This is a genomic window from Sediminibacterium sp. GW821-FHT12F12 (assembly GCF_058806635.1).
Genome location: NZ_JBXAPW010000002.1, coordinates 54,892 through 79,943, shown reverse-complemented (window position 1 = coordinate 79,943; position 25,052 = coordinate 54,892). Strand labels below are relative to the sequence as shown.

Genomic DNA, 25,052 nt, shown 5'->3' with positions numbered 1-25,052 from the left:
ACAAGCATCAGTAAATAGAATTGTTCATGTATCGGATAGACAAATCTGCAATAGTGCTAAGTGTATGATATACAGCTGGTAAACAGAAAACTTTGTCACGGAAGCGTAAATTTAATATAAATAAAAGTATTTAATTACTTTTATTAGAATCGCCCTATATCTTTGCAGGATCAAATCACTTTTAAAATCATCTTTATGCCAACCACCATAACAGAGAACATTCTGAATGTTACCTTACTCGAACCCAAACAAAAACATCCTACCATTTTTGTACGCTTTGATGCACTGGAAGAAGGCGAAAGTCTGACCCTGCACAATGACCATGACCCCAAGCCTCTATACTACCAGTTGCTGGGAGAGCGGGGGAATATTTTTACCTGGGAGTACCTGGAAGAAGGGCCTGAATGGTGGAAAGTGAGAATATCCAAAAAACAGTCGGGCGAGCAGGATGAAACACTCGGACAGATCGCTGCCAAAGACCTTCGTAAGGCGCAGGTATTTAAAAAATATGGACTGGATTTCTGCTGTGGTGGAAAAAAGACGGTGAAAGAAGCCTGTGCAGAAAAAGGCCTGGATGTAACCAAAGTAGAAAAAGAATTGCAGCAGGCAGATACCCTTCCTTCTTCGCGCCCGGTTCCTTATGGTGACTGGAGTCTTGATTTTCTCTCGGATTATATTGTGAATACACACCATACCTATGTACGTAAAACCTTACCCGATATCAGGGCATATGCCGAGAAAGTGATGAAAGTGCATGGCAAACAACATCCCGAGCTGGTTCGGATACATGAGCTGGTGGAAGAGATTTATGCAGAATTGTCTGCACACCTGGTAAAAGAAGAAAAAGTATTATTCCCTTATGTAAAGGAACTGGTTGTAGCCAAAAACAGGTCGCAGTTATTGCAGGCGGCCCATCTGGGGTCGGTGCAGAATCCGATCAATATGATGGAGATGGAACATGAAGTGGTGGGAGAGAACCTGGAAGAGATTCGTAGATTATCCAATAATTATGTCCTGCCGGAAGATGCCTGTGCCAGTTATAGCTTACTTTACAGAATGCTGGACGAGTTTGAAGAAGACCTGCACCTGCATATTCACCTCGAAAACAATATCCTTTTTCCGAAAGCACTTGACCTTGAAAAACAGTTAAACTGATGAAAGACACAACACCTATCAAACGTCATCCCGCAATGGTTTCCTTTTCCAAAGACCATCATTTTGGATTGTTGCTGGTATGGAAAATCAGGCAGGGATTGACAAAATCAATCGAAGCCGGTAGAATCGGCAAATATGTTTTGTATTTTTTTTCAGAAGACCTGCTGAAACATTTTGAAGATGAAGAAAAATTGCTTTTCTCCCGCCTGCGGGCCGATGATCTGTTGCGCATACAGGCCGAAGAGGATCATGCTGTCATCTATCAATTGATCAAAGATATCCGGAAACATACGGAAGATGCCGGTTTGCTTACGCAACTGGCAGACAGGTTGGAGAAACATATCCGTTTTGAAGAGCGGGAGTTGTTTAATCATCTCCAGTCAGTGATCGGAACCGATGAACTGGCCCTTATCGAAAAAAGAATCGGTAACGATAGTAAAGAGATAGATGAGAAATGGGATGATGTGTTCTGGATCTAAAACTGATAACAATGGCTATCCCTCAGGCAAATAGCAGGCAGAAAAGAGTAGTGATCGTAGGGGCAGGTTTTGCCGGGTTAACATTGGCCAAAAAACTTTCCGGAAAAAACTTCCAGGTGGTATTGCTGGATAAAAACAATTATCATCAGTTTCAGCCGCTTTTGTACCAGGTAGCCAGTTGTGGATTGGAGCCCAGCAGTATCAGCTTCCCTCTCCGGAAAATATTTCAACGAAAGCAACATATCGTCATCAGGGTTACGGATGTATTATCGGTTTCTGCTGAAACCAAAACGGTACATACGGGAGTAGGTGACATTGTCTATGATTACCTGGTAATGGCGCAGGGAGCCGTTACAAATTACTTCAATAATGAACGCCTGGAATTGCATGCCTACTCCATGAAATCGGTTTCGGAAGCTTTGCTGTTACGGAACACATTATTGCAAAACTACGAACAGGCACTCAGTGCTGTAGTAATGGAAGAGCGGCTGGCATTGTTAAACGTAGTGATCGTGGGAGGAGGTCCTACAGGTGTTGAACTGGCAGGTGCTATTGCTGAAATGAAATGGAAAATTCTTCCGAAAGATTATCCCGAACTCAATTTCCGGAATATGCATATCTACCTGCTGGAAGCGGCACCCCGCTTATTAAACGGGATGAGTGTGGTTTCTGGCAATACGGTTCTGGAATATCTTACAGGCCTGGGTGTAGAAGTGCAGGCAAACGTATCGGTAACGGATTATGATGGAGAAACGGTATCGTTGAGTAATGGTAACACCATCCATAGTCGTTGCCTGATCTGGGCCGCTGGTGTAAAAGGAAAACCGATACCAGGTATACCTAAGGAAGCTGTAACAGCCAATGACAGACTGTTGGTGAATAGTTTCAACCAGGTAAATGGATTAACGGATGTATATGCATTGGGTGATATAGCCCTGATGCAACTGGATGATTTACCCAGGGGCCATCCGCAGGTGGCACCGGTAGCCATTCAGCAGGCGGCACTATTGGCTAAGAACCTGGAACATCTAGTAACAGGGAAAACGATAATCCCTTTTAACTATCAGGATCAGGGAAGTATGGCAACGGTAGGAAGAAACCTGGCACTGGTGGAAATCGGAAAAATCAAACTCAAAGGTTTTATTGCCTGGTTGGTATGGATGCTGGTGCATCTTATGTCTATCATCGGGATCAAAAACCGTTTGTTCATACTGATCAATTGGGTCTGGCAATATATAACGTATGATCAGTCTTTACGACTCATCATCAAACCCGCACGCAAAATTAAAAATAATGACAATGAAACGAATCCCGTTCCTGTTGGTACTAAGCCTCTTACTGGCCTGTAATACCGGCGAAAATACTGTTTCTTCCGGTACGGCTTCTATAATAGATAGCACACAGAATTTACCAGCAACTGCTGTAACCGGTTTGTCATTAAATAAAGGTGTTAAATGGAAGGCAGATGCCAAAACACTGGCTAATGTTACTTTGCTAAAGACGGCTGTAGCAGATGCTGTAAAGCAAAATCCTGTTGATTACAGTCTGACCGCTGCAGCCTTGCAGAAAGGACTTGATAAGATGGTTGCTGAATGTAGTATGAAAGGTCCTGAACATGATGCACTTCATCAATGGTTGCTGCCATTGGTACAAAAAGTGAATGCATTCAAAAAAGCTTCCGGTGAAAATGCGGCTGTACTGCTGCGCGAAATAGAAACACAGATTCATCTCTTTGATCAATACTTTGCCTGATATGCAGATAAACGCCAATACCAAAATAGCCGCACTGATTAAAGCCCATCCAGGTGCACTGGAAGCAATCATTGCACTTTCACCCAGATTCACCAAACTGCGGAATCCGGTTCTGCGTAAAGTGATGGCTGGCCGAACGAGTATAGCAATGGCATCCGGTTTGGGTGGTTGTACAGTAGAGGACTTTTTCACACAATTGGCGCCACTGGGGTTCACAATAGACCGGTTAACAGCTGCTGAGGCAGCACCTGAAACTGAAATTCCTGACTTTCTAAAAAACCTGGAAACCTCCCGTCTGGTAGAACTGGATGTGCGGCCGGTGTTAGAGAGTGGAAAGGACCCATTGACTATCATCATCGACAAAGTGAGTGGGCTGAAAGAGCAGCAGGTATTAAAACTGGTTAACAGTTTTGATCCTACTCCCTTGAAAAATTTACTCGGCAAGAAAGGATTTGAATCATTTACTGAAATTGTGAATGCCGAACTGGTGAATACTTATTTTTATAAAGCAACACAACAAGCATTTGTTGCAGAAACAGTAAAACCATCCACCAGCGCCGGATGGAATGAGATCCTGCAACGCTTTTCCGGCAAACTGGTTACGGTTGATGTACGGCAACTTCAAATGCCATTACCCATGCATACTATTCTGGAAGCATTGGAAACCCTGCCGGTAGAAAAAGCGCTGTTTGTTTATCACAAACGCATTCCTGTATTTTTACTACCCGAACTCCAGGAAAGAAACCTCAGCTACCGGGTAAAAGAGATCAGTGAAACAGAGGTTCACCTCCTTATATACAAAGACTGACATGTTTGCCAACCATAACAATAGCGGAACTGCCACTACCACTTCTTACCGGGTGGTGTTACCGTTTTATTTTTATGCAGCCATCGCTTTTCTGGTAGCTACCGTATTGCTGTTTCTGTCAACAGGAGATTTGCAGGGTCATTATTTTCATCCCCATACATTAGCCATCACGCATACCATGGCACTGGGCTGGGGTACCATGATTATATTGGGAGCGAGCCACCAACTGGTACCCGTTCTGATAGAAGGTCCTTTGTACAGTAACTGGCTGGCCTATGTTTCTTTTCTGTTAGCGGCTACCGGCATTCCCTTACTGGTATATGGTTTTTATGTGTTTGATGTAGGCTGGCTCATACAAACAGGGGCATTGTTGCTGATAGGCGCTATCATTTCCTTTCTGATCAACCTCGGCACCAGTATGGTGCAGAGCAAAAAAGAAAACATACATGCTTTATCAGTCTTTACGGCCAGTCTCTGGTTATTGGCCACAGCGGTGGTTGGCTTGTTATTGTTATGTAATTTTTCTCAACCTCTTTTACCGGCCGGTTCACTGAGTTATCTCTCGTTGCATGCGCATATGGGCATCGTGGGCTGGTTCCTGCTGCTGGTAACGGGAGTAGGCTCACGCCTGATACCCATGTTCCTGATCTCCAAATACACACATGCCAAAACATTGTGGCGGATCTTTATGCTGATCAATACGGGCTTACTGGCTTTTGTTTTTCTTTTTCTGTACACAAACAGCCGGTGGCTATTTGTGTGGCCATTACTGGCCATTGCTGCGGCTATTGTACTGTTTGCTCATTTCTGTTTCAGGGCTTACCAGGAACGGATCCGGAAAAAAGTGGATGAGCCCATGCAGCTCTCTTTGTTATCCGTTCTGTTAATTCTATTACCTATCCTGTTGCTGATACTGATTGTTATATGGTTGATGCTTTCTCCTGCTGTTAACAGCCGGCTGGTGATCGCGTACGGGTTTATTGTATTTTTCGGTTGGATAACGGCCATTATACTGGGCATGACCTTTAAAACCCTGCCTTTTATTGTCTGGAACAGGGTGTACCATGATCTGGCCGGCAAAGGGAAAACACCTAACCCGAAGGATCTTTTTACACAGACGGTGTTTAACTGGATGGGTATGTCTTATGTTGCCGGGTTTGTTGTATTTACGGTCGGCCTATTTTTGCAGCAGGTAGGGATTTTACAAACCGGATCCGTATTGCTGCTCATCACAGCCGTTTTATATAACTGGAACGTGATGAAATTACTGTTACATAAAGCCACTATTGTATGAATGTGATCACCAATAATACACTGAAAAGCACGGTTGCGCTGGCAACCTTGCAAGATGTGGTGGACCCGGAGATCGGTTTGAATGTAGTGGATTTGGGCCTCATCTATCAACTCGATTTTGATGAGCATGCCGGTAAGCTCTATTGTAGCATGACATTAACCACACAATTTTGTCCCATGGGCGATTCAATCACTGGCGCTGTGAAAGAACGCCTGAAACTGGCTTTTCCCGGTTATGAGGTAACCTGCGAATTAACCTTTGATCCGCCCTGGAGCCATGCCATGATCTCACCGGAAGGAAAAGAATTTTTAAATGAAAAATAAATGCTGAGTCTTACCTGCAAAACAGCCATTAAAGCGGTTATCTATCTCGCATCCCGTTTTGAACGGGATGAAAAGAGCAGCATCAAAGAGATTGCCTCGTACATTGAGGCCAGTGAACATACCGTTGGAAAAATGCTGCAGGTGCTGGTAAAAGAAAAAGTGATCAATAGTGCCAAAGGACCTACCGGCGGCTTTTATATAACGGCGAAGCAAAAGAACCAGCCTGTGATCAATATTATTGATGCCATAGATGGAAAAGAAGTGTTTGACCAGTGTGGTCTGGGATTGAGCCAATGTTCGGCCACCCATCCCTGTCCGATACACAATGACTATAAAGTGATCCGTGACGGATTTAAAACAATGTGTCAGCGTAAAAAAATCAGCGACCTTTGTGAAACCGTAAATGAGGGGTTGGCTTATCTTGTTGGTTAATACAGCCCGATGTAGATCTTTTTCGTCTATCTGATATGTTGAACTCCAACTTATCGGGAAAACCGTCACTCGCTATCCTATAGTCTTACCTGTTGCAAATAAAGATCACCCCGTCTTTTATCTCAGCCGCAAACTCGCGGATCGTTTTATTGCTGAACATGTCTTTGAGCTGTTTGCGGATAGGTTTGAACTGCAGGTGCATGGGACAGGGCTGCGTTTCGGAACATTGTTTCAGTCCGAGTACGCATTTCTCCAGCATTTCTTCTTCACCCATGGCCTGTATGATGCAACTGATGGGCAGGCTTTTTGCTTTTTCGGTTAGGTAAAATCCACCGTTGGGTCCGCGCACCGAACTGATGATATGGTTATCTCTGCTCAGTAACTGCAGAATTTTTGCCGTAAATGAACGGGGCGAATCGATAGCAACTGCGATCTCATCAATGCCCAGTTTAGCTACTTCGGAACCTTTCTGTGCGATGTAGATAGTGGCTCTTAAGGCGTATTCTGTTGCTTTTGTAAACATAGGATTATATGTTGGCCATCTTTTTACAGGCTGGAACTGTGTTTAAAGTGATCAGGATTGAACCATTCTGCATAAGAATTATTGGTCTCGTACAATTTCATATACGATAAACAGCTGTGGACGGGTACCCTGTTTTTGAGTTTTTTGGCGATAAAAATCAACAGGTTTTCAGCCGATGGCTCTACTTCCCAGCTAACCAGGTTCTCCTGGCCCGCAAAGGAAGGATGCACTGCCAGAAAATCATGGGATAAAACCAGTTTGTGATCCAGCTGGTTGATCACTTCCGACACTACCAACTGTTTGATATCCTTAAAATCCACTTCAAATCCAGGTGCTGGTATGTATTCGGTACCGGTATGGGCACCTGTAATGGCCAGGTGTAATTCATAAGAATGACCATGTACATGTTTGCAGGGACCCTCATACCCATGAATGGCATGGGCCATCTCGAAATGGAAGATTTTGGTAAGCTGGATCATGAAAAACCATTAGCGGGTGCCTAAATGGCAGTTCCTGGTAAATAAATAAGGGCAAAACTATCCTTTATTATTATATTTGCGCCATAAATTTCGATTTATGGAGAGAAATGCAGCTGGCTTCCGGAGGCGATTCCGGCCATCACTGATTTATTCCCGATGGCTTTCGGCTAAGGTGTTACAACGTTTTCTCTTTATATTGCAATCCTGTACGATCTGGCGATGTACATTTTACATCAGTCTTTTGAAAATGCAGGTACTAAAAACAGGCCAGCCGAGTCAGCACAGGCCAGCATAATAAACCGGAATCCGTAGGATCCTGATGAGATCACCGGATAAACTAACACCCCCAGACACTGAACTATGATACAACAAAGTTTACAGGAAAAGTTACAGGGTTTTACCATACCCACTGAGTTGAAAAAAGCGGGAATGTACCCTTATTTCAGACCTATTGAGGAGAATCACGATACAGAAGTGGTGATTGACGGAAGAAGGATCTTGATGTTTGGTTCGAATAGTTATATGGGTTTAACCAATCATCCCAAAGTAACAGAAGCGGCTAAAAAAGCGATTGATATTTATGGTAGCTGTTGTTCAGGTTCCCGTTTTCTGAACGGAACCTCTAATCTGCATATAGAACTGGAAGAAAAACTGGCTGATTTTGTAGGCAAGGAAGCGGCTTTGATGTTTACCACCGGTTTCCAGGCCAATCTGGGTGCGGTGGCTACTTTTACCGGCAGAACGGGTGTAATCATCATGGATGAACTGGATCATGCTTCAATTATTGAAGGCAGCCGTTTGTCTTTTTCGCGTGTGCTGAAATTTGCGCACAACGATATGAACGATCTGGAAAGGGTACTGCAAAGTATCCAGTCTGAGAAAATAAAACTGATTGTGGTAGATGGTATTTTCAGTATGGAAGGAGATATCTGTAACCTGCCCGAAATTACCCGCCTGGCCAACCAGTACGAAGCCATGGTGATGGTAGATGATGCACACGCCATTGGTGTGATCGGCGACAGGGGAAGAGGTACTGCCAATCATTTTGGTTTAACCAGTGATGTGGATATGATCATGGGAACTTTCAGTAAATCGCTGGCATCGGTGGGTGGTTTTATCGCTACTACCAAAGAAGCGATCAATTACCTCAAGCACCACGCAAGACCGATGATCTTCAGTGCCAGTGTACCGCCTTCTGCCGTAGCCGCCGCCATGGCAGCCCTTGATATCATCAAGGCAGAACCGGAAAGGCAGGAAGCGCTCTGGGACAATACCAACTACATGGCTTCTGCCCTCCAGGACCTGGGCTTTGATATCAATACCTCTAAAACACCCATCATCCCTGTTTATATCCGTGATAATGAACTTACCTTCCGCTTTAACCAGCGTTTGTACGAAGAAGGTATATTTGTAAATCCGGTGGTATCTCCGGCCGTAAAAAGTGATGCATCACTGATACGTTTGTCGATCATGGCAACCCATACCCGCAGTCAGCTGGATGAGGCCCTTGAAAAAATCGAGAAAGTAGCCAATGAACTCCACGTACTTGAAATGAAACATTCCTGATGTGTGGAGTATGAAGCCGGGATTTTTACCCTTTATCATGCTTAAAACACATTCATGCAAATCACTGTAAAAGAGGTAGCTACTAAAAAAGAGTTAAACGATTTTATTGCATTCCCTCTACGTTTGTACAAAGGCAATCCTTTTTTTGTACCGCCGCTGCATTTTGATGAGAAGGCAACACTGCGCAAGGACAAGAACCCGGCTTTTGATTACTGCGAAGCCCGTTACTGGCTGGCATACAAGGATGGAAAAATTGTAGGCAGGATTGCAGGTATCATTAACCATGCTTATATAGAGAAATGGAAGAACCGCTATATGCGTTTTGGCTGGATCGATTTTGAAGAAGATCCTGCTATTGCTGCAGCATTGATAGGTGAGGTTGAAAAATGGGCTAAGGAAAAAGATATGAAAGCGGTGCATGGCCCGATGGGTTTCACCGACCTGGACCATGAAGGGATGCTGGTAGAAGGGTTTGACCGTCTGGGTACATTGGCTACCATTTATAACCATCCGTATTATCCGGTTTTCATGGAGCAGCTGGGTTATACCAAAGATGCGGATTGGATAGAGTACCTGGTAAAAGTACCCGAAACCATATCGGATAAAATGGAGAAGATGGCCGGGGTGGTAGAGCGGCGCCTGGGATTACAGGTATTGAAAGCCAAAAGTGCCAAAGAGATCCTGCCATACGCCCCAGCTATTTTTGAACTGATCAACGAAGCCTATGCTGAGTTGTATGGGGTGGTACCGCTTACCGAAAAACAGATCCGGTATTATACCAAACAGTATTTCTCTTTTATCCGTCCGGATTTTGTGCCGCTGATTCTTGATAAGGAAGGTAAACTGGTGGCTTTTGGCGTTACCATGCCGTCTTTATCTGCTGCATTGAAGAAAGCGAAGGGCAGCCTGCTGCCTTTCGGGTTTGTGCATATCCTCAAAGCGTTGAAGAAAAATGATCTGGCCGATCTGTACCTGGTAGCGATCCGCAAAGACCTGCAGGGTAAGGGGGTAAATGCATTGCTGATGCATGAGCTCAACAAAGCCTATATCAAGAACGGCATCCGTTACGCAGAAACCAATCCGGAACTGGAGCTGAATACCAAAGTGCAATCTATCTGGGAGCATTTTGATGCGGAACAGCATAAAAGAAGACGTGCTTTCATCAAACATTTATAATCCCTGAATTTTCCGGATGCAAAAAAATATACTGATCACAGGTGCCAGTGGGTTTATTGGTAGTTTCCTGGTAGAAGAAGCCATCCGGAGAGGGTACCGCGTATTTGCAGGCATCCGTTCATCCAGCAGCCGTAAATACCTGACTGATCCAGCTATTCATTTTCTGGAGCTGGACATGTCTGATACAGCATCTATGACCCAAATATTAACCGATGCAGCCAACACCCATGGTGCATTTGATTATGTGGTGCATGCGGCTGGGATTACCAAGTCTTTACATCTCTCTGAATATTATGAAGTGAATGTAGCCAGTACCGAAAGACTGGTAACCGTTCTGCAGCAGGCAAAACTGTTGAAGGAGAAATTTGTTTTTGTGAGTAGCCTGGCTTCGTATGGGCCGGGTACAGGCAAAAACCCTATTACGGCTCTGTCAACGCCCAACCCGATAACAGCCTATGGCCGCAGTAAACGGGAAGCCGAAGATCTGTTATACAAACAAACAGATCTTCCATTCCTGATCATCAATCCCACGGCGGTGTATGGCCCGAGGGACAAGGATTTCCTGTTTGTATTGCAAACCGTGCAGCAAAAGCTCGAACTATATGTAGGTAGCCGGGAACAGTTGCTCAGCTTTGTGCATGTGATGGATCTGGTGAAAGCGATTTTTCTCGCAACAGAATCGCCCCTGGTACAGCAGAATTTCCTGGTATCGGACCTGGCTAATTATTCTACCGCTGAAATGAACAGGATCATCAAACAGCAGCTGGGGGTTTCTACGTTTGCACTTACAGTACCCGGCTGGATTGCGGTTACGGCAGCAGTGATGTCGGAAGCGGTGGGTAACCTGCGTGGTAAAGTACCTTTGCTGAACAGGGAGCGGTTAAAAGAATTCAGGGCCAGCAACTGGGCTGCGGCCTGTTCTGAACTGGAGCAATTGGGTTACCAGCCTGATTTTGATCTGGAGAAGGGATTGGCAGACACTATTGGCTGGTATAGAAGAGCGGGTTTATTGAAGTAGTATCTAAGAAGTGACTATGTATAACGTCTTGTGCTATTGGATAATTCAAAATTTGTTTGGTTAATAAAATAAAAGCTGCTACTTCAGGGTGTTGGATGAAAAATTTCTAATCAGTCCGCCTTTGGCGGACGGGCCTCTTTTTGTTCGGTGCCGAGCGAAGGCGAGGGCAGACAAAATGATGCGTAGCATCCCGCTGCAAAGCGGGAGCAGAAGAAAAAGCAGTCCCGCCACCGGCGGGATAACAGGGACGGGGCCCAGCGGCCGTGAGCGACAAAAATCCTGACTATCAGGGTGATTTTTAATAGGAGCACAATACGTTATATATAATATAACAGCCGGAGCAACGAAAGTTGAACCGGCTGTTATCATTGTTAGAGGATGGCTTATTCTCCCCTGTCGTATTTGCTCACCACTTCCAGATTACCGGTAGGGTCGGATTTAAGGGTGATCAGCTTTTTGGTTCCTTCCAGGATAACATGGTATTCAACGTTGCTGTCGCTTGATTTTTCTATTACGCTGTGTATCTTATAATCGGGATAACTTTTCTTCACCCGGTTCAGTACCAGCGGCGAAAGATTCTCTTCTCCATAATACTTAAATGATAGCGTCACACTTCCTTCCTGGTCGTACATAACCCGGTAACTCACGTCTTTTTTAGTGAAATACACAAGGTAGCCGTTGGTTTGTACCGACCAGGAGATGCTTTGCGCATCGGGGTAGGTTTTGCTGAATACTTTCAGAACAGTTTCGTTTACATCTGCTGCAAAACTGCTTATGGTCAGTGCCAGTAAGCCCAGCAGGAAAGATAGTTTTTTCATAATGGTGTTGTTTTAAATGAAACGTAAATGATACACCAAACATAGGCTGATCGGCGAGGCAAGTCAACTGAAACTATACCTGTGGTACTGTTCGCAAACAGTTAAACAGGGCTGTTTCTGTACCCGTTCCCCGAAGCATGTAAACGGCCTGCTGAAGCAGTTGGAATGGCGGATAAATCCGTGCCGGCGGTTGCAAAAACAAAAAGCAATTTTTTGTTAAATGGGAGAACTGGTTTTTGATGTGGTTCAGAAAGCATATTCCAGGCCTGCCCTTTTAACCATGGCTTTTCTACGGGGTTGATTTCCGTAACTTCTTATGGTGAGGAAAACAGGTCGGCGATGGGGATAGGAAAAATAGATATTGATTAATAATTACTAATAAATTTTAACTTTTGCTTATTTAATATTGATTGTAAATGAATATAATAGGGAAATATTCCTGCACATTCCTTCTCTCAGACTGCCAAAATCGGCCTATAATTAGCTTTTTGTAGTTCGTCGACTACATAATCGTTTCATTAAACATAGATTAAATAATGATTAAAGTGTAGAATAATAACTACAAATTCTATATCATTGTTAACTGTATTTAACAGTTTTCGACGAAAACTGTGTACAAAGAGGGTCATATGACTGTGTTTCCGGGTGCTTATTGCCTGTACTCAAACTGATTTGTTTCAGATTGATTTTGTTACAGGTTTTCTGCTATAAGCCTTGTGTGTATTGGATTTCATGTGTTCTTGCTGCCTTTTTTTGAAGAAAATTTTACGCCAAAACCGCTACTTATGAGAAAAGTTCTACTCAGAACGATCTGCTTCCTTAGTGTTGTTGCTGTATTATTAAGCGCGATATCTACCACGGCAACGCCTCTAACCGGAGATCTTCCGATCGCTCATCTGCCTCTTACGGCTATAAAAGATGCCACATTCAGAAAACCGGTTTCTAATACCGGAAGGATTGTAGCTGCCAATAAAGCCAGCTTTAAGAAGGTAGCAGAACCTCAAGTGCCATTTAATCCGGTTTGCGGAGTTAATACTGTTTCTTTTACTACTCCGGGATTTTCGGCTTTTACTGTACCTGCAGGTGTAACTAAAGTAACGATAACTGCTGTAGGTGCAGCCGGAGGTAATTATAGTGAGGATGGCGGTACAACTGTTACCAACGCGGGTGGTTTGGGTGCAAAAGTAAAAGGGTCGTTTGCTGTTACTGCCGGTGATAATATTGTTGTGTTAGTAGGAGGGAAGGGTAATGATAATACAGATTTTAATTATGCACCTGTAACAGTAGCTGGTGGCGGAGGTGGTGGTACTTTTGTTGCGAAAGATAATTTTACCGCTGCTTTGCCTTTGTTGGCAGCTGGTGGAGGTGGGGGAGCAGGTACACCCGCTATTGGCGATCAAAGTCTGAAAAATGCTAATATCCCGAATGTATTTGGTGCATTAGTGAATTATGCCAACAATGGGATACAATCAGATAATCCCTTAGACCTATGGCCAGCCAGTGGAGATGGCGGTGTAGCGGGAAGTGCCGGTTCTGGTGGAGATGCTGCCGGTGGCGGTGCGGGTTGGTTATTGAGTGGAGATAATGATGTTTCTGCATCGATGATTCTATATGGTTATCAAGTGAATACTGGAGGAATAGCACCTCGGTTTGGCGGAAACAGCGGAGAATATGCATTTGGCGGACAAGGTGGAATTGGTGGTGGTGGAAGCTCTGCCGTAGGCGGCGGCGGTGGTGGTGGCTTTTCCGGCGGTGGCGGCGGTGGTGTAAAAGGGGATTTCATTGCAGAGCTAAATGGTGCTGCCGGTGTTTCTGCAGGATTAAACGGTGGCGGCGGTGGTTCATATAATGGAGGTTTGGACGGAACTCAGGAAAACACCCCAGGAGTAGGTACAGAAAACGGTTATGTAATCATAGAATATACTTATGTAGCCCCGATTGTAACTGGAGGTAAAACGATTTTCTGTGCTGGCGAAACAAGTACTTATTCTAACGGCTGTGCTGTACCTGGGATTACATATACATGGTACAGTAGTAATCCTGGAGTTGCTACAGTAAGTAATACAGGTACTGTTACAGCAATTGCAGCAGGAACTACTACAATTACCCTCACAGATAATTATGGAAGTTTTTCCAGTGTAAACATTACGGTTAATGCAACACCGGTGGTAGCTGCTATTTCCGGTGCTACCTCTCTTGCTGTTGGCGCTACTTCTGCACTCACCAGTACAACTGGCGGCGGGATATGGAGTAGTAATAATACTGCTATAGCTACTGTAAATGCTTCTACGGGCCTGGTATCCGGTATATCTATAGGAACAGCTACCATCAGTTATATTGTAACCAATGGTTCAGGCTGTTCAACAACTGTAACGGCTGATGTAACTGTAAACAGTGGAGTTTCTCCTTTAACACCAGGTACAATAGGTAGCCCTCAAACGATCTGTAGTGGTTTGGTAGCTGGTTCTCTTAGTTCTGCCTCTGAAGCCAGTGGTGGTACCGGTACTATTACTTATCAATGGCAATCCAGTACAGATAACAGCAACTTTACCAATATCCCGGGCGCCACTTCAGCTACCTATGCGCCGGGTGCATTAACAACTACAACTTATTACCGGAGAGGGGCTTCTACTGCAACAGATCCGGTACAATATACTTCTTCCGTTACAGTGCAGGTAAATGCCTTACCTAACGTAACGGTTACCCCGTCAACAACCAGCATCACATCGGGTAATAATGTTACATTAACTGCTGGTGGTGCCAATACCTATAGTTGGTCTCCCGCTACTGCTTTATCTGCTACCACAGGATCTGTAGTAGTGGCTAATCCTACTTCAACGATTACTTATACAGTAACCGGCGTGGATAATAATGGTTGTAGTAAAACTGCAACTGCAGTGGTAACTGTTACTGCACCGCTTGTACCGGCTAAAGCCCTGAATTTTGATGGTGTAGATGATTATGTTTCTTCGCCTGGTTTAACAACCGCCACCACAACCAAAACCTTCAGTGCCTGGGTTAAACTAAATAATGTATCCCAGGGTGGTGGTGCAGTGGTTAGTTTGGAAACTGCTACAGGCAGCGTTTTCGATGCTATTGTTTACAATGAATCAGGACAGGGTTGGGGTTTTGGAAGTGATGGCTGGAGCCGAACTGCCTGGTCTGGTGTACTGGAAACCAATACCAATACCTGGATTCATTTAGCGGCTACCTATTCAGCTAATGACTACAGACTATATAGAAACGGTGTACTTATTCTGCAAACCAATACGTTCGGATTAACATCTTTCCCTTCTAATTCAAGGATATTGATTGGAAAAAGACATACGGGTGGCGCTAACGCTTACCTGAATGCCTCCATCGATGAAGTATCGGTTTGGAACCGTGTTTTATGCCAGGCCGAAATTCAGAACAACATGAATTGCGAACTGAATCCAGCCGGTCAAAATGGCCTTGTTGCTTTATACCATCTTAACCAGGGCAATGTAAATGCAAACAACGCTGGCATTAATACAGCCACCGATGCAGGAGTTAATACACTTACTGGTTCCCTAAACAACTTTACCTTAAACGGGCTTACTTCTAACTGGACGGACGGTACAGTTGCAGGTACATGTGCTGTTTTTAATTCTCCAACCGCTCCAGTTACCGGAAATACTTCTGTATGTATCGGTTCAACAACTACCTTATCAAATGCGAATAGCGGAACCTGGAGTAGTAGCAACTCTCTGATTGCTTCGGTAAATGCGTCCGGTGTTGTAACCGGTGTGGCGCAGGGTACAGCCAATATTATTTTCACTACTACTTGTGGAGGTGTTTCTCAGGTTTCAGTTACCGTAAACTCATTGCCAGTTGTAACTGCCAATCATGCAGGTTTCGGTTGTGTAAATGATAAAATAGAATTATTCTCAAGTCCGGGTGCAAGCTATTCCTGGACTGGCCCTAATGGCTTTACGTCCAATCAACAGAATCCTGTTATTCTAAACAGTACCCTGGCCAACGCCGGTACCTATACGGTTACGGTTACCAATGCTTCGGGTTGTTCTGCCAGTGCCTCTACCACAGTTGCGGTAAAGGCTTTACCGGTTATTACAGCTTTGAGCAATAGCCCTGTTTGCGAAGGTGCTACTTTAACGCTTAATGCGAATGGAGGTGTTGATTATTTCTGGACTGGACCTAATGGATTTGTTGCCAATAATACACAGAACCCATCTATTGCAAATGTTACATTAGCTGCTGCCGGAACCTATACGGTGAAAGGTGCAGGTGCCAATGGTTGTAATAGTGAAACCACGGTTACCGTTACAGTAAATCCTGTACCTGTAATCTACAATGTAACCAGCAGCGGTGATATATGCACAACTGGTCCGGGCTGGGTAGTTAATTTGTCTGGTTCTGAGGCAGGTGTACGATATGAACTATGGAAAAATGGTAATGCTACAGGTATTACACTGATGGGCACTGGTAATCCACTGGTTCTTGGACCATTACAGGTATCCGGTACATTTACAGTGGTTGCAACCAATACAGTTACTAACTGTAGTAGCACTATGAGCGGGTCAACAACAGTCAACCTGACTTCTCCTGTTACACCAACCTTCACACAGGTAGCTGCGATTTGCTCAGGCGCAAGTTTAGCAGCATTGCCTACTACTTCAAATAATGGTATTGTTGGCACATGGTCACCTGCATTAAATAATACAGCGACCACTACTTATACATTTACACCGGATGCTGGTCAGTGTGCGACTACTGCTACGATGACCATTACGGTAAATACTTTACCATCAGCTACTATTACTGCCGGAAGTGCAACTACTTTCTGCCCAGGTGGATCTGTAACCTTAACAGCTTCTGCCGGCAGCAGCTACTTATGGAGCAATGGAGCAACCACACAATCTATAACAGTTAGTACATCTGGTTCTTATACAGTAACCGTTACAAATGCTTCTAATTGTTCTGCCACATCAGCTGCAACTGTTGTAACTGCTCAGGATAATGTAGCACCAGTAACACCAACGCTGGCAACTATTACAGCTGAGTGTTCAGCTACAGTTCCTGTTGCAACTACAACAGATAATTGTGCTGGTACTATCACTGGTACAACCAGTGATCCTTTAACCTACAATACTCAGGGTACTTATACCATACATTGGACATTTAATGATGGTAATGGCAATAGCACAACTGCCAACCAGACGGTGACTATTTTAGATGTAACGCCCCCATCAATTGTATGTCCTGCTAATATCAGTGTATCAGCAACCAGTCCTTCAGGAGCAGTGGTAACATTTGCAGCACCTGTTGGAACAGATAATTGTGCTGGTGCAACCACTTCACAAGTTTCAGGTTTACCGAGCGGAGCTATATTTCCGATAGGAACAACCACACAAACCTATACAGTAACCGATGCAGCAGGTAATACGGTTAGTTGTTCCTTTACGGTAACAGTAACCTGTGTGCCTCCTGTGGTAACTATCAGTGCGGATGGACCAACTACTTTCTGTGCTGGTGGATCCGTAATATTAACGGCTTCCGCAGGTGACAGTTACCTATGGAGTAATGGGGCCACTACCCAAACAATTTCAGTTTCAACTGCAGGTTCATATAGTGTAACTGTTTCTAACGGAGCCTGTGCTGCAACATCAGCAGCTACTGCTGTTGTGGTTAATCCGCTGCCAGTCATTTCTATCAACAGTAATGGCTCATTGAAGTGCGAAGGCGGTAGCTTTACATTTGGCGTAAGCCTTGCCGGTCAGAGTTATGCCTGGACGGGGCCTAATGGATTTACTTCTAATTTACAAATCAATACCATAAGCAATCTAACCGCAGCAAATGCTGGATTGTATTCTGTTGTAGTTACCAATGTAAATGGCTGTTCAAGCAATGGTGCGGAGAATTTGATAGTGAATTCTTTACCATTGGCTACTATTACAGCTGGCGGTCCAACCACTTTCTGTCCCGGCGGATCAGTTACATTATCAGCCTCTGCAGCCAGTAGTTATTTATGGAGCAATGGAGCAACAACGCAATCCATTACAGTTAGCAGTTCCGGTTCTTATACAGTAACCGTTACAAATGCTTCTAATTGTTCTGCCACATCAGCTGCAACTGTTGTTACTGTTCAGGATATTGTAGCACCTGTAGCACCGGTACTTGCACCAATCACTGCAGAGTGTTCAGCAACGGTACCAGTTCCTGTGGCAATAGATAATTGTGCCGGAACCGTAACCGGAACAACCAGCGATCCTTTAACATATACAACACAGGGCACTTATACGATCCATTGGACTTTCAATGATGGTAATGGCAATAGCACAACTGCCAATCAGACGGTGACTATATTAGATGTAACACCTCCGTCAATTGTATGTCCTGCTAATATCAGTGTATCAGCAACCAGTCCTTCGGGAGCAGTGGTAACATTTGCAGCACCTGTTGGAACAGATAATTGTGCTGGTGCAACCACTTCACAAGTTGCAGGTTTACCGAGCGGAGCTATATTCCCGATCGGAACAACCACACAAACCTATACAGTAACCGATGCAGCAGGTAATACGGTTAGTTGTTCATTTACGGTAACAGTAACCTGTGTGCCTCCTGTGGCTACTATCAGTGCGGATGGACCAACTACTTTCTGCCCAGGTGGATCTGTAACCTTAACAGCTTCTGCCGGCAGCAGCTACTTATGGAGCAACGGAGCTACCACACAATCTATCGTAGTGAGCGAAACCGGTGCATATAGTGTAACCGTTTCTAATGGAGCCTGTGCTGCCAGTTCCGCTGCAACAGTAGTAACTGTCCAGGATATTGTAGCACCTGTAGCACCGGTACTTGCACCAATCACTGCAGAGTGTTCAGCAACGGTACCAGTTCCTGTGGCAATAGATAATTGTGCCGGAACAGTAACCGGAACAACCAGCGATCCTTTAACATATACAACACAGGGTACTTATACGATCCATTGGACTTTCAATGATGGTAATGGTAATAGCACAACTGCCAACCAGACGGTGACTATATTAGATGTAACACCTCCATCAATTGTATGTCCTGCTAATATTACTGTAACTGCAACCAGTCCTTCAGGAGCAGTGGTAACATTTGCAGCACCTGTTGGAACAGATAATTGTGCAGGTGCAACCACTTCACAAGTTGCAGGTTTACCGAGCGGAGCTATATTCCCGATCGGAACAACCACACAAACCTATACAGTAACCGATGCAGCAGGTAATACGGTTAGTTGTTCATTTGATGTAACCGTTAACTGTGTAACTCCTGTGTTCACGCAGTGTGCTACTAACCAAACAGTAAACACTGATGCAGGTCTATGTACTGCAGTGGTAAACTATACCGCTTCAGCTAATGGTATACCGGCTGCCAGTCTGAGTTATACATTCAGCGGTGCCACAACGGGCACCGGAGCAGGAACCGGTAGCGGTGCTATCTTTAATAAAGGTGTAACCACCGTTACTATCAGTGCCACTAATATTTGTGGTACAGTTACCTGCAGCTTCACTGTTGAAGTTGTAGATAATGAGACCCCGGTTATTGTGAATACACCGGCAAATATCAATCAGTCAAATGATCCTGGTCAGTGCGGAGCAGTTATTAACTGGACTGCACCAACAGCAACAGATAACTGCCCTGGCGTAACCTTAGTGTCCAGTCACCAGCCTGGTACTGTATTCCCTGTAGGAACTACTGTTGTTACTTATACAGCTACCGATGCCAGTGGTCATATTGTTACTACACAATTCAACGTAACGGTAACGGATAATGAAAATCCAATCATTACCATCCCTGCTGATATTACCCATTCTGCTGACGCCGGACAGTGCTCGTATACATTTGGTACGGATAATAATGGCGGAAACAGCCAGTCTCCTAACGGATCTGGTTCTGGCGGTGGTTCAGGTTCTTCCGGTATTTTGTTGGGAACAGCCACCGCTACTGATAACTGTGGAACCACACTGGTAACCGGTATCAGAAGTGATGCGCAGCCATTAAATGCACCATTCCCTGTAGGGATCACTACTATTCAGTGGACAGTAACCGATGCGCACGGTCATACAGCAGGTGGCATACAAACTGTAACTATCACTGATGATGAGTTTCCTGTGATCAATGGAACGCCAGGTACACAAACCGTGGCTAACGCTCCTGGAACCTGCGGTGCAGTTGTTAACTGGACCGAGCCTGTAGCGGCTGATAACTGCCCTGGTGTAACGCTGGTAGCAGACCATCAGTCTGGTGAAGTATTCCCTATTGGAACTACCACCGTTCATTACACAGCAACAGATGCGCACGGACATACTACTACCAGCAGCTTTGATGTAGTAGTAGCCGATACGGAAAAACCAACAGTGCAATGTCCTTCAGATATTACCGTTAGCGGAAATGCTGGTCTGAATGGAGCCATTGTAACATATACTATAGTAAGTGCCGATAATTGCGGTACACCTTCTGTAACTACATCAGTTGCCTCCGGTAGCTACTTCCCGATGGGAACAACACCGGTTACTATCACTGTAACAGATGCCGCTGGCAACCAGGTAACATGTTCATTTACTGTAACAGTACTCAATAATCCACCTGTTGCACAACCAGATGTGGCTACTACACAGGAGGATACTCCGGTAAGTGGATCAGTACTGACTAACGACAGTGATGCTGATGGTAACGCAGTAACGGTGACTGGGTATACTGTAAACAGTGTTTCCTATACTGCCGGATCTACTGCCACATTAGTGGAAGGTGAACTGGTAATTAATACTGATGGTAGCTTCACCTTTACACCGGCAGCAAATTATCATGGACCAGTACCGGTTGTTAATTATAGCATTGTTGATATCAATGGAGCAACAGCCAGTTCTACGCTGTCAATACAGGTAACTCCGGTGAACGACCAGCCAATAGGCGTGAATGATGCAGCTACAGTGAATGAAGATGCCGTGTTGAACGGATCTGTAAGAGGTAACGATACTGAAAGTGGTGATGGCGGTAATGCCTGGACTGTGGTAACCACCACTACTCATGGTGTACTGACGCTGAACACTGATGGAACGTATACATATACACCTGCTCCGGATTTCCATGGAACAGATACGTTCACTTATCAGGTATGTGACGCAGACGGCGATTGTTCAAGTGCTACAGTAACAATCACTGTTAATTCTGTGAACGACCAGCCAATAGGCGTGAATGATGCAGCTACAGTGAATGAAGATGCCGTGTTGAACGGATCTGTAAGAGGTAACGATACTGAAAGTGGTGATGGCGGTAATGCCTGGAGCGTGGTAACCACCACTACTCATGGTGTACTGACGCTGAACACTGATGGAACGTATACATATACACCTGCTCCGGATTTCCATGGAACAGATGTGTTTACTTACCAGGTATGTGACGCAGATGGTGATTGTTCAAGTGCTACAGTAACAATCACTGTTAATTCTGTGAACGACCAGCCAATAGGCGTGAATGATGCAGCTACAGTGAATGAAGATGCCGTGTTGAACGGATCTGTAAGAGGCAACGATACTGAAAGTGGTGATGGCGGTAATGCCTGGAGCGTGGTAACCACCACTACTCATGGTGTACTGACCCTGAACACTGATGGAACGTATACATATACACCTGCTCCGAATTTCCATGGAACAGATACGTTCACTTATCAGGTATGTGATGCAGACGGCGATTGTTCAACTGCCACGGTAACCATTAGCGTTAACTCGGTGGATGATGCTGGTATAATCCTGGTGAAAGACATTACAGTTTACCTCGATGCCACAGGTAATGTAAGCATTACACCTGGCCAGGTAGACGATGGTTCTTACGATCCTGATGGAATCGCCAGTATCACTATTGATCAATCTAACTTTACCTGTGCAAATGTTGGAGCCAATAATGTAACTATGACAGTTACTGACGTAAATGGTAATATTTCTACTGCTGTAGCTATTGTTACAGTAATGGACAATATTGCACCGGTGATCAGCTGTCCTGCGCCGGTTACTGTAACCTGTGCTTCAGCTGTTCCTGTTCCTAATCCCGGGTCAGTGGTTGTATCTGATAACTGTTCAGCGGTTGTTAGCTGGACTGGTGATGTGATCAGTAACCAACAGGGATTAAATAAATACACAATTACCAGAACATATAAAGCAACAGATCCTTCCGGTAACACAGCTAACTGCACACAACAGATTATAGTGCAGGATCTTATAGCTCCAGTATTAACAGGTGTAATACCGGGTTCAGCAGGACTTCAATGCATAGCTGAAGTGCCAGGAGCCCCAGACGCGGCTGTTATTGCTTCACAATTCACGGATAACTGTTCAGGTACTGTTACAGCTGTCTTATCAAACACTAGTACTACCGGTGATAATGCAAATGGATGGACAGTTACTTATGCTTACACTATATCCGATGCCAGTGGTAATACAACCATAGCGAGGGTTATTTATACCGGTAAGGACACGCAGGCTCCTGTTCCTGTTATAGCACAGTTGCCCACTGTAACGGGTGAATGTGCTGCTACCGTAACGGTTCCCGTAGCAATGGATAATTGCGGTGGAACTATACTGGGAACAACAGCCAGTGCGCTGCACTATACAGCACAGGGAACTTACTTTATAGAATGGACATTCAATGATGGCAATGGTAATGTGAGCACACAATCACAGACTGTAATTGTGAAAGATGTGACGCCTCCCGTTGTAAGTTGCCCAGCTGATATTACTGTTAATGCCAGTGTAATTGTAAGTGGTCAGGGCGGTGCTTATGTTACTTATGCTGCAACAGCCAGCGATAACTGTGGTACACCTGTTGTTTCTTACAGTATAACTCCGGGAAGTTTCTTCCCAACTGGTTCTACGCCGGTAACAGTAACAGCTGTTGATGCAAAAGGAAATACCAGTACCTGTACGTTTACCGTAACGGTAGGTTGTGTAAATCCGGTAATCAGCGTTAGATCTGTTCCTGTCAATAATACATTTACAGGTGGTATTCCTACGAATCTATTCCTGGGATATGGTGCACAAAGTACTGTTTTACAGGTAACAGCACCGGCAGGCAGCACTTACGTATGGAGTGGAAATAGCGTCAACCTGCTGAGCAGTACCACTTCGGCTAACCCTGTATTTACACCAACTAACGGAGGCAGTTACACATTTGTGGTTACTGTTACCAATACAGCCGGTTGTGCAACAACTGCTTCTATTACCATCTGTGTTACAGATATCAGGGTTCCGGGATCAAACCTGTCATCGGATGATGATGATGACCATGGTGACAGAGATGATCATGATGACGATGACGACGATGATCATCAGAGAATGTGTAACCACAGTGCACACAGTTCATCTAACTGTTCGCATAAGGGACATAATCATACCTGTGATCATAAATCACATAGTAAATACAACTGTGCACACAGGGGAACCAATGACAGGGATGATGATGATCAAAAAGACTGTGATCATAAATCACATTCTTATAAAGATTGTTCACACAAAGGGCATAACCATGCATCATGCAACCACAAAGCACATAGAGCTTCTGATTGTGAGCATGAAAGAAATCATGGCAGCAACCAAAAAGTTTGTAACCATCAGTCGCATAGTGCTTCCGATTGTTCACATGAAGGCCATCATCATGGTTCCTGCAGTCATACTTCTCATAGTTCATCTAACTGTTCTCATGGAGATGATGATGATGATGATGATGATGAGCATGATGGTAATGCATCTGGCAATTACAAGGTATTCCTCTGTCATGTACCACCGGGTAATCCAGGTAAAACCATCACGCTATCTATCAGTATCAATGCAGTAGCGGCACACCTCAGCCTGCATCCAGGTGATAGATTAGGCAGTTGTGATCAACAACCATGTTCCGGATATACAGATAATGTGAAACCTGTTATAAATTGCCCTGAAAATATTGTTGTGTCTTGCGGTGCATCTACTTTACCTGCTGCAACCGGAAAAGCTACTGCCACTGATAATTCAGGAACGGTAACGGTAACTTACAGTGATGTAATTAATGGAAATCTGATTACCCGTACCTGGAAAGCAACAGATGGTACTGGTAATGTCAGTACAGGTACACAAACTATCTCGATAGTAGATAATGTACAACCGGTGATCACAGATCCTGCGGATATTACAGTAAACTGTGGAGCTTCTACATTGCCAGCTGCTACAGGTACAGCTACTGCTACCGATAATTGCAGTGCAACAATAATTACATACACTGATGCAACTAATGGTAACATAATTACCCGTACCTGGAAAGCAACTGATGCGGCCGGTAATTACAAAACAGCTATACAGCTTATTACTGTTGGTACGCCATTTACAACCAGTATCACATCTGTACCAACTTCCAGTACTTATACCGGTGGTGTAGCTACCAATCTGTATCTGGGCTATGGCGCACAAAGCACTAAACTGCAGGTAGGTTCTTTGCCATCAGCCGGAGCGCCTTATACTTATGTGTGGACTGGAAGTTATATAAATCGCTTAAGCAGTAGCAGTGCTGCAGCACCTGTATTTACGCCAGCTACTTTCGGCTACTATACCTTCACCGTTACAGTAACCAATAAATATGGTTGTAAATCTATCGCCAGTATCAATATCTGTGTAACAGATATCCGTGTGCCTGGTTGTGGTGGAAGTAAAGTGTATATGACGCATACTACTACAGGTAAATATGGTAGAACACAAACCATCGAAGTGCCGATTAACCAGGTGTCTTCACATCTGTATAGTAGCTCTTGCGGCAGTAATGGCCAGGACAGGTTAGGAAGCGCAGATCAGTCGCCATGTAATACCACTGTTCAGAACTCGGTAGTTGCCAATACGGCTACCGCTACCAAAGAAAGCGGTATTGAAACAGCTACCACTGAGGAAGAACTGAAAGTAACCGTACTGCCTAATCCAAGTACTACTTATTTCACATTAAAACTGGAAAGTAAGTATACAACTCCGGTTAACCTCCGTGTAATGGATGGAAGTGGAAGAGTAGTAGATGCCAGATCGAAACTGGGAGCTAACAGCACCTTACAGATCGGGCATAACTACAGCAGCGGGACTTATTATGCGGAAATGATACAGGGTACACAGCGCAAAGTGGTACAGCTGATCAAAGGAAGAGGATAATAATCTATATAGAAGATGAGCAGGGCTGTTTGACAAACAGTCCTGCTCATCTTTTTGACCATCGTT

The 25,052-nt window shown here is 44.5% G+C and carries 15 protein-coding genes; 12 read left to right on the top strand and 3 right to left on the bottom strand.

What is annotated here, in order from left to right:
- The first annotated feature begins 195 nt into the window (after nt 1-195).
- From ric to AC1RNB_RS02835, 8 genes are read left to right on the top strand one after another with little or no spacing between them, the layout of a single operon-like run.
- A complete protein-coding gene (gene ric / locus AC1RNB_RS02870) occupies nt 196-1,155 on the top strand; it encodes an iron-sulfur cluster repair di-iron protein (RefSeq protein WP_493080543.1) in 960 nt (319 codons plus the stop codon).
- The gene (locus tag AC1RNB_RS02865; RefSeq protein WP_493080541.1) at nt 1,155-1,634 is read left to right on the top strand and encodes a hemerythrin domain-containing protein; all 480 of its coding nucleotides are present in this window, start codon (nt 1,155-1,157) and stop codon (nt 1,632-1,634) included. Before ric ends, AC1RNB_RS02865 begins: the two co-directional genes overlap by 1 nt.
- A gap of 11 nt (nt 1,635-1,645) precedes the next feature.
- Nucleotides 1,646-2,983 (top strand): NAD(P)/FAD-dependent oxidoreductase, encoded by a 1,338-nt coding sequence (locus tag AC1RNB_RS02860; protein ID WP_493080539.1) that lies wholly within the window; start codon nt 1,646-1,648, stop codon nt 2,981-2,983.
- Nucleotides 2,934-3,386 carry a hypothetical protein gene (locus AC1RNB_RS02855; protein WP_493080537.1) on the top strand — a complete coding sequence of 151 codons (453 nt, stop codon included), beginning with the start codon at nt 2,934-2,936 and terminating at the stop codon, nt 3,384-3,386. The genes AC1RNB_RS02860 and AC1RNB_RS02855 overlap by 50 nt, the downstream gene beginning before the upstream one ends.
- Before the next feature lies 1 nt (nt 3,387).
- Entirely contained in the window at nt 3,388-4,194 is an 807-nt protein-coding gene (locus AC1RNB_RS02850; protein WP_493080536.1) for a DUF2249 domain-containing protein, read from the top strand.
- Nucleotide 4,195: 1 nt separating this feature from the next.
- Complete coding sequence (locus tag AC1RNB_RS02845; protein WP_493080535.1) at nt 4,196-5,488, top strand: cytochrome C oxidase subunit I; 1,293 nt, start codon at nt 4,196-4,198, stop codon at nt 5,486-5,488.
- Nucleotides 5,485-5,811: a metal-sulfur cluster assembly factor gene (locus AC1RNB_RS02840; RefSeq protein WP_493080533.1), complete on the top strand. Its 327-nt coding sequence runs from the start codon at nt 5,485-5,487 to the stop codon at nt 5,809-5,811. Before AC1RNB_RS02845 ends, AC1RNB_RS02840 begins: the two co-directional genes overlap by 4 nt.
- Nucleotides 5,812-6,243: an RrF2 family transcriptional regulator gene (locus AC1RNB_RS02835; RefSeq protein WP_493080531.1), complete on the top strand. Its 432-nt coding sequence runs from the start codon at nt 5,812-5,814 to the stop codon at nt 6,241-6,243.
- Nucleotides 6,244-6,328: 85 nt separating this feature from the next.
- Here the strand turns inward: AC1RNB_RS02835 and AC1RNB_RS02830 are convergent, their stop codons facing one another.
- Entirely contained in the window at nt 6,329-6,766 is a 438-nt protein-coding gene (locus AC1RNB_RS02830) for an RrF2 family transcriptional regulator (RefSeq protein ID WP_493080529.1), read from the bottom strand.
- Nucleotides 6,767-6,789: 23 nt separating this feature from the next.
- Entirely contained in the window at nt 6,790-7,245 is a 456-nt protein-coding gene (locus AC1RNB_RS02825; protein ID WP_493080527.1) for a 6-pyruvoyl trahydropterin synthase family protein, read from the bottom strand.
- Between the two features lie 360 nt (nt 7,246-7,605).
- Here AC1RNB_RS02825 and spt point away from each other — a divergent pair, with 360 nt between their 5' ends.
- The 3 genes from spt to AC1RNB_RS02810 are packed head-to-tail and all read left to right on the top strand — an operon-like array spanning nt 7,606 to nt 11,005.
- Nucleotides 7,606-8,811: a serine palmitoyltransferase gene (gene spt / locus AC1RNB_RS02820; RefSeq protein WP_493080525.1), complete on the top strand. Its 1,206-nt coding sequence runs from the start codon at nt 7,606-7,608 to the stop codon at nt 8,809-8,811.
- Nucleotides 8,812-8,865: 54 nt separating this feature from the next.
- Entirely contained in the window at nt 8,866-9,987 is a 1,122-nt protein-coding gene (locus AC1RNB_RS02815; RefSeq protein WP_493080523.1) for a hypothetical protein, read from the top strand.
- Nucleotides 9,988-10,003: 16 nt separating this feature from the next.
- The gene (locus AC1RNB_RS02810; protein ID WP_493080521.1) at nt 10,004-11,005 is read left to right on the top strand and encodes an NAD-dependent epimerase/dehydratase family protein; all 1,002 of its coding nucleotides are present in this window, start codon (nt 10,004-10,006) and stop codon (nt 11,003-11,005) included.
- A 383-nt stretch (nt 11,006-11,388) separates the two neighbouring features.
- On the opposite strand, the gene AC1RNB_RS02805 is transcribed toward AC1RNB_RS02810, so the two are convergent.
- Nucleotides 11,389-11,823 carry a hypothetical protein gene (locus AC1RNB_RS02805; protein ID WP_493080519.1) on the bottom strand — a complete coding sequence of 145 codons (435 nt, stop codon included), beginning with the start codon at nt 11,821-11,823 and terminating at the stop codon, nt 11,389-11,391.
- Nucleotides 11,824-12,608: 785 nt separating this feature from the next.
- On the opposite strand from AC1RNB_RS02805, the gene AC1RNB_RS02800 reads away from it, so the two are divergent.
- A complete protein-coding gene (locus tag AC1RNB_RS02800; RefSeq protein ID WP_493080518.1) occupies nt 12,609-24,986 on the top strand; it encodes an HYR domain-containing protein in 12,378 nt (4,125 codons plus the stop codon).
- Nucleotides 24,987-25,052: the final 66 nt, after the last annotated feature.

Bases quoted from the DNA above. Each gene is read 5' to 3' on its own strand.
- AC1RNB_RS02825 (WP_493080527.1), bottom strand. From the start codon at position 7,245: ATGATCCAGCTTACCAAAATCTTCCATTTCGAGATGGCCCATGCCATT.
- AC1RNB_RS02805 (WP_493080519.1), bottom strand. From the start codon at position 11,823: ATGAAAAAACTATCTTTCCTGCTGGGCTTACTGGCACTGACCATAAGC.
- AC1RNB_RS02830 (WP_493080529.1), bottom strand. From the start codon at position 6,766: ATGTTTACAAAAGCAACAGAATACGCCTTAAGAGCCACTATCTACATC.
- AC1RNB_RS02855 (WP_493080537.1), top strand. From the start codon at position 2,934: ATGAAACGAATCCCGTTCCTGTTGGTACTAAGCCTCTTACTGGCCTGT.
- AC1RNB_RS02800 (WP_493080518.1), top strand. From the start codon at position 12,609: ATGAGAAAAGTTCTACTCAGAACGATCTGCTTCCTTAGTGTTGTTGCT.
- AC1RNB_RS02845 (WP_493080535.1), top strand. From the start codon at position 4,196: ATGTTTGCCAACCATAACAATAGCGGAACTGCCACTACCACTTCTTAC.
- AC1RNB_RS02860 (WP_493080539.1), top strand. From the start codon at position 1,646: ATGGCTATCCCTCAGGCAAATAGCAGGCAGAAAAGAGTAGTGATCGTA.
- AC1RNB_RS02815 (WP_493080523.1), top strand. From the start codon at position 8,866: ATGCAAATCACTGTAAAAGAGGTAGCTACTAAAAAAGAGTTAAACGAT.
- AC1RNB_RS02865 (WP_493080541.1), top strand. From the start codon at position 1,155: ATGAAAGACACAACACCTATCAAACGTCATCCCGCAATGGTTTCCTTT.
- spt (WP_493080525.1), top strand. From the start codon at position 7,606: ATGATACAACAAAGTTTACAGGAAAAGTTACAGGGTTTTACCATACCC.
- AC1RNB_RS02810 (WP_493080521.1), top strand. From the start codon at position 10,004: ATGCAAAAAAATATACTGATCACAGGTGCCAGTGGGTTTATTGGTAGT.
- AC1RNB_RS02850 (WP_493080536.1), top strand. From the start codon at position 3,388: ATGCAGATAAACGCCAATACCAAAATAGCCGCACTGATTAAAGCCCAT.
- AC1RNB_RS02840 (WP_493080533.1), top strand. From the start codon at position 5,485: ATGAATGTGATCACCAATAATACACTGAAAAGCACGGTTGCGCTGGCA.
- ric (WP_493080543.1), top strand. From the start codon at position 196: ATGCCAACCACCATAACAGAGAACATTCTGAATGTTACCTTACTCGAA.
- AC1RNB_RS02835 (WP_493080531.1), top strand. From the start codon at position 5,812: ATGCTGAGTCTTACCTGCAAAACAGCCATTAAAGCGGTTATCTATCTC.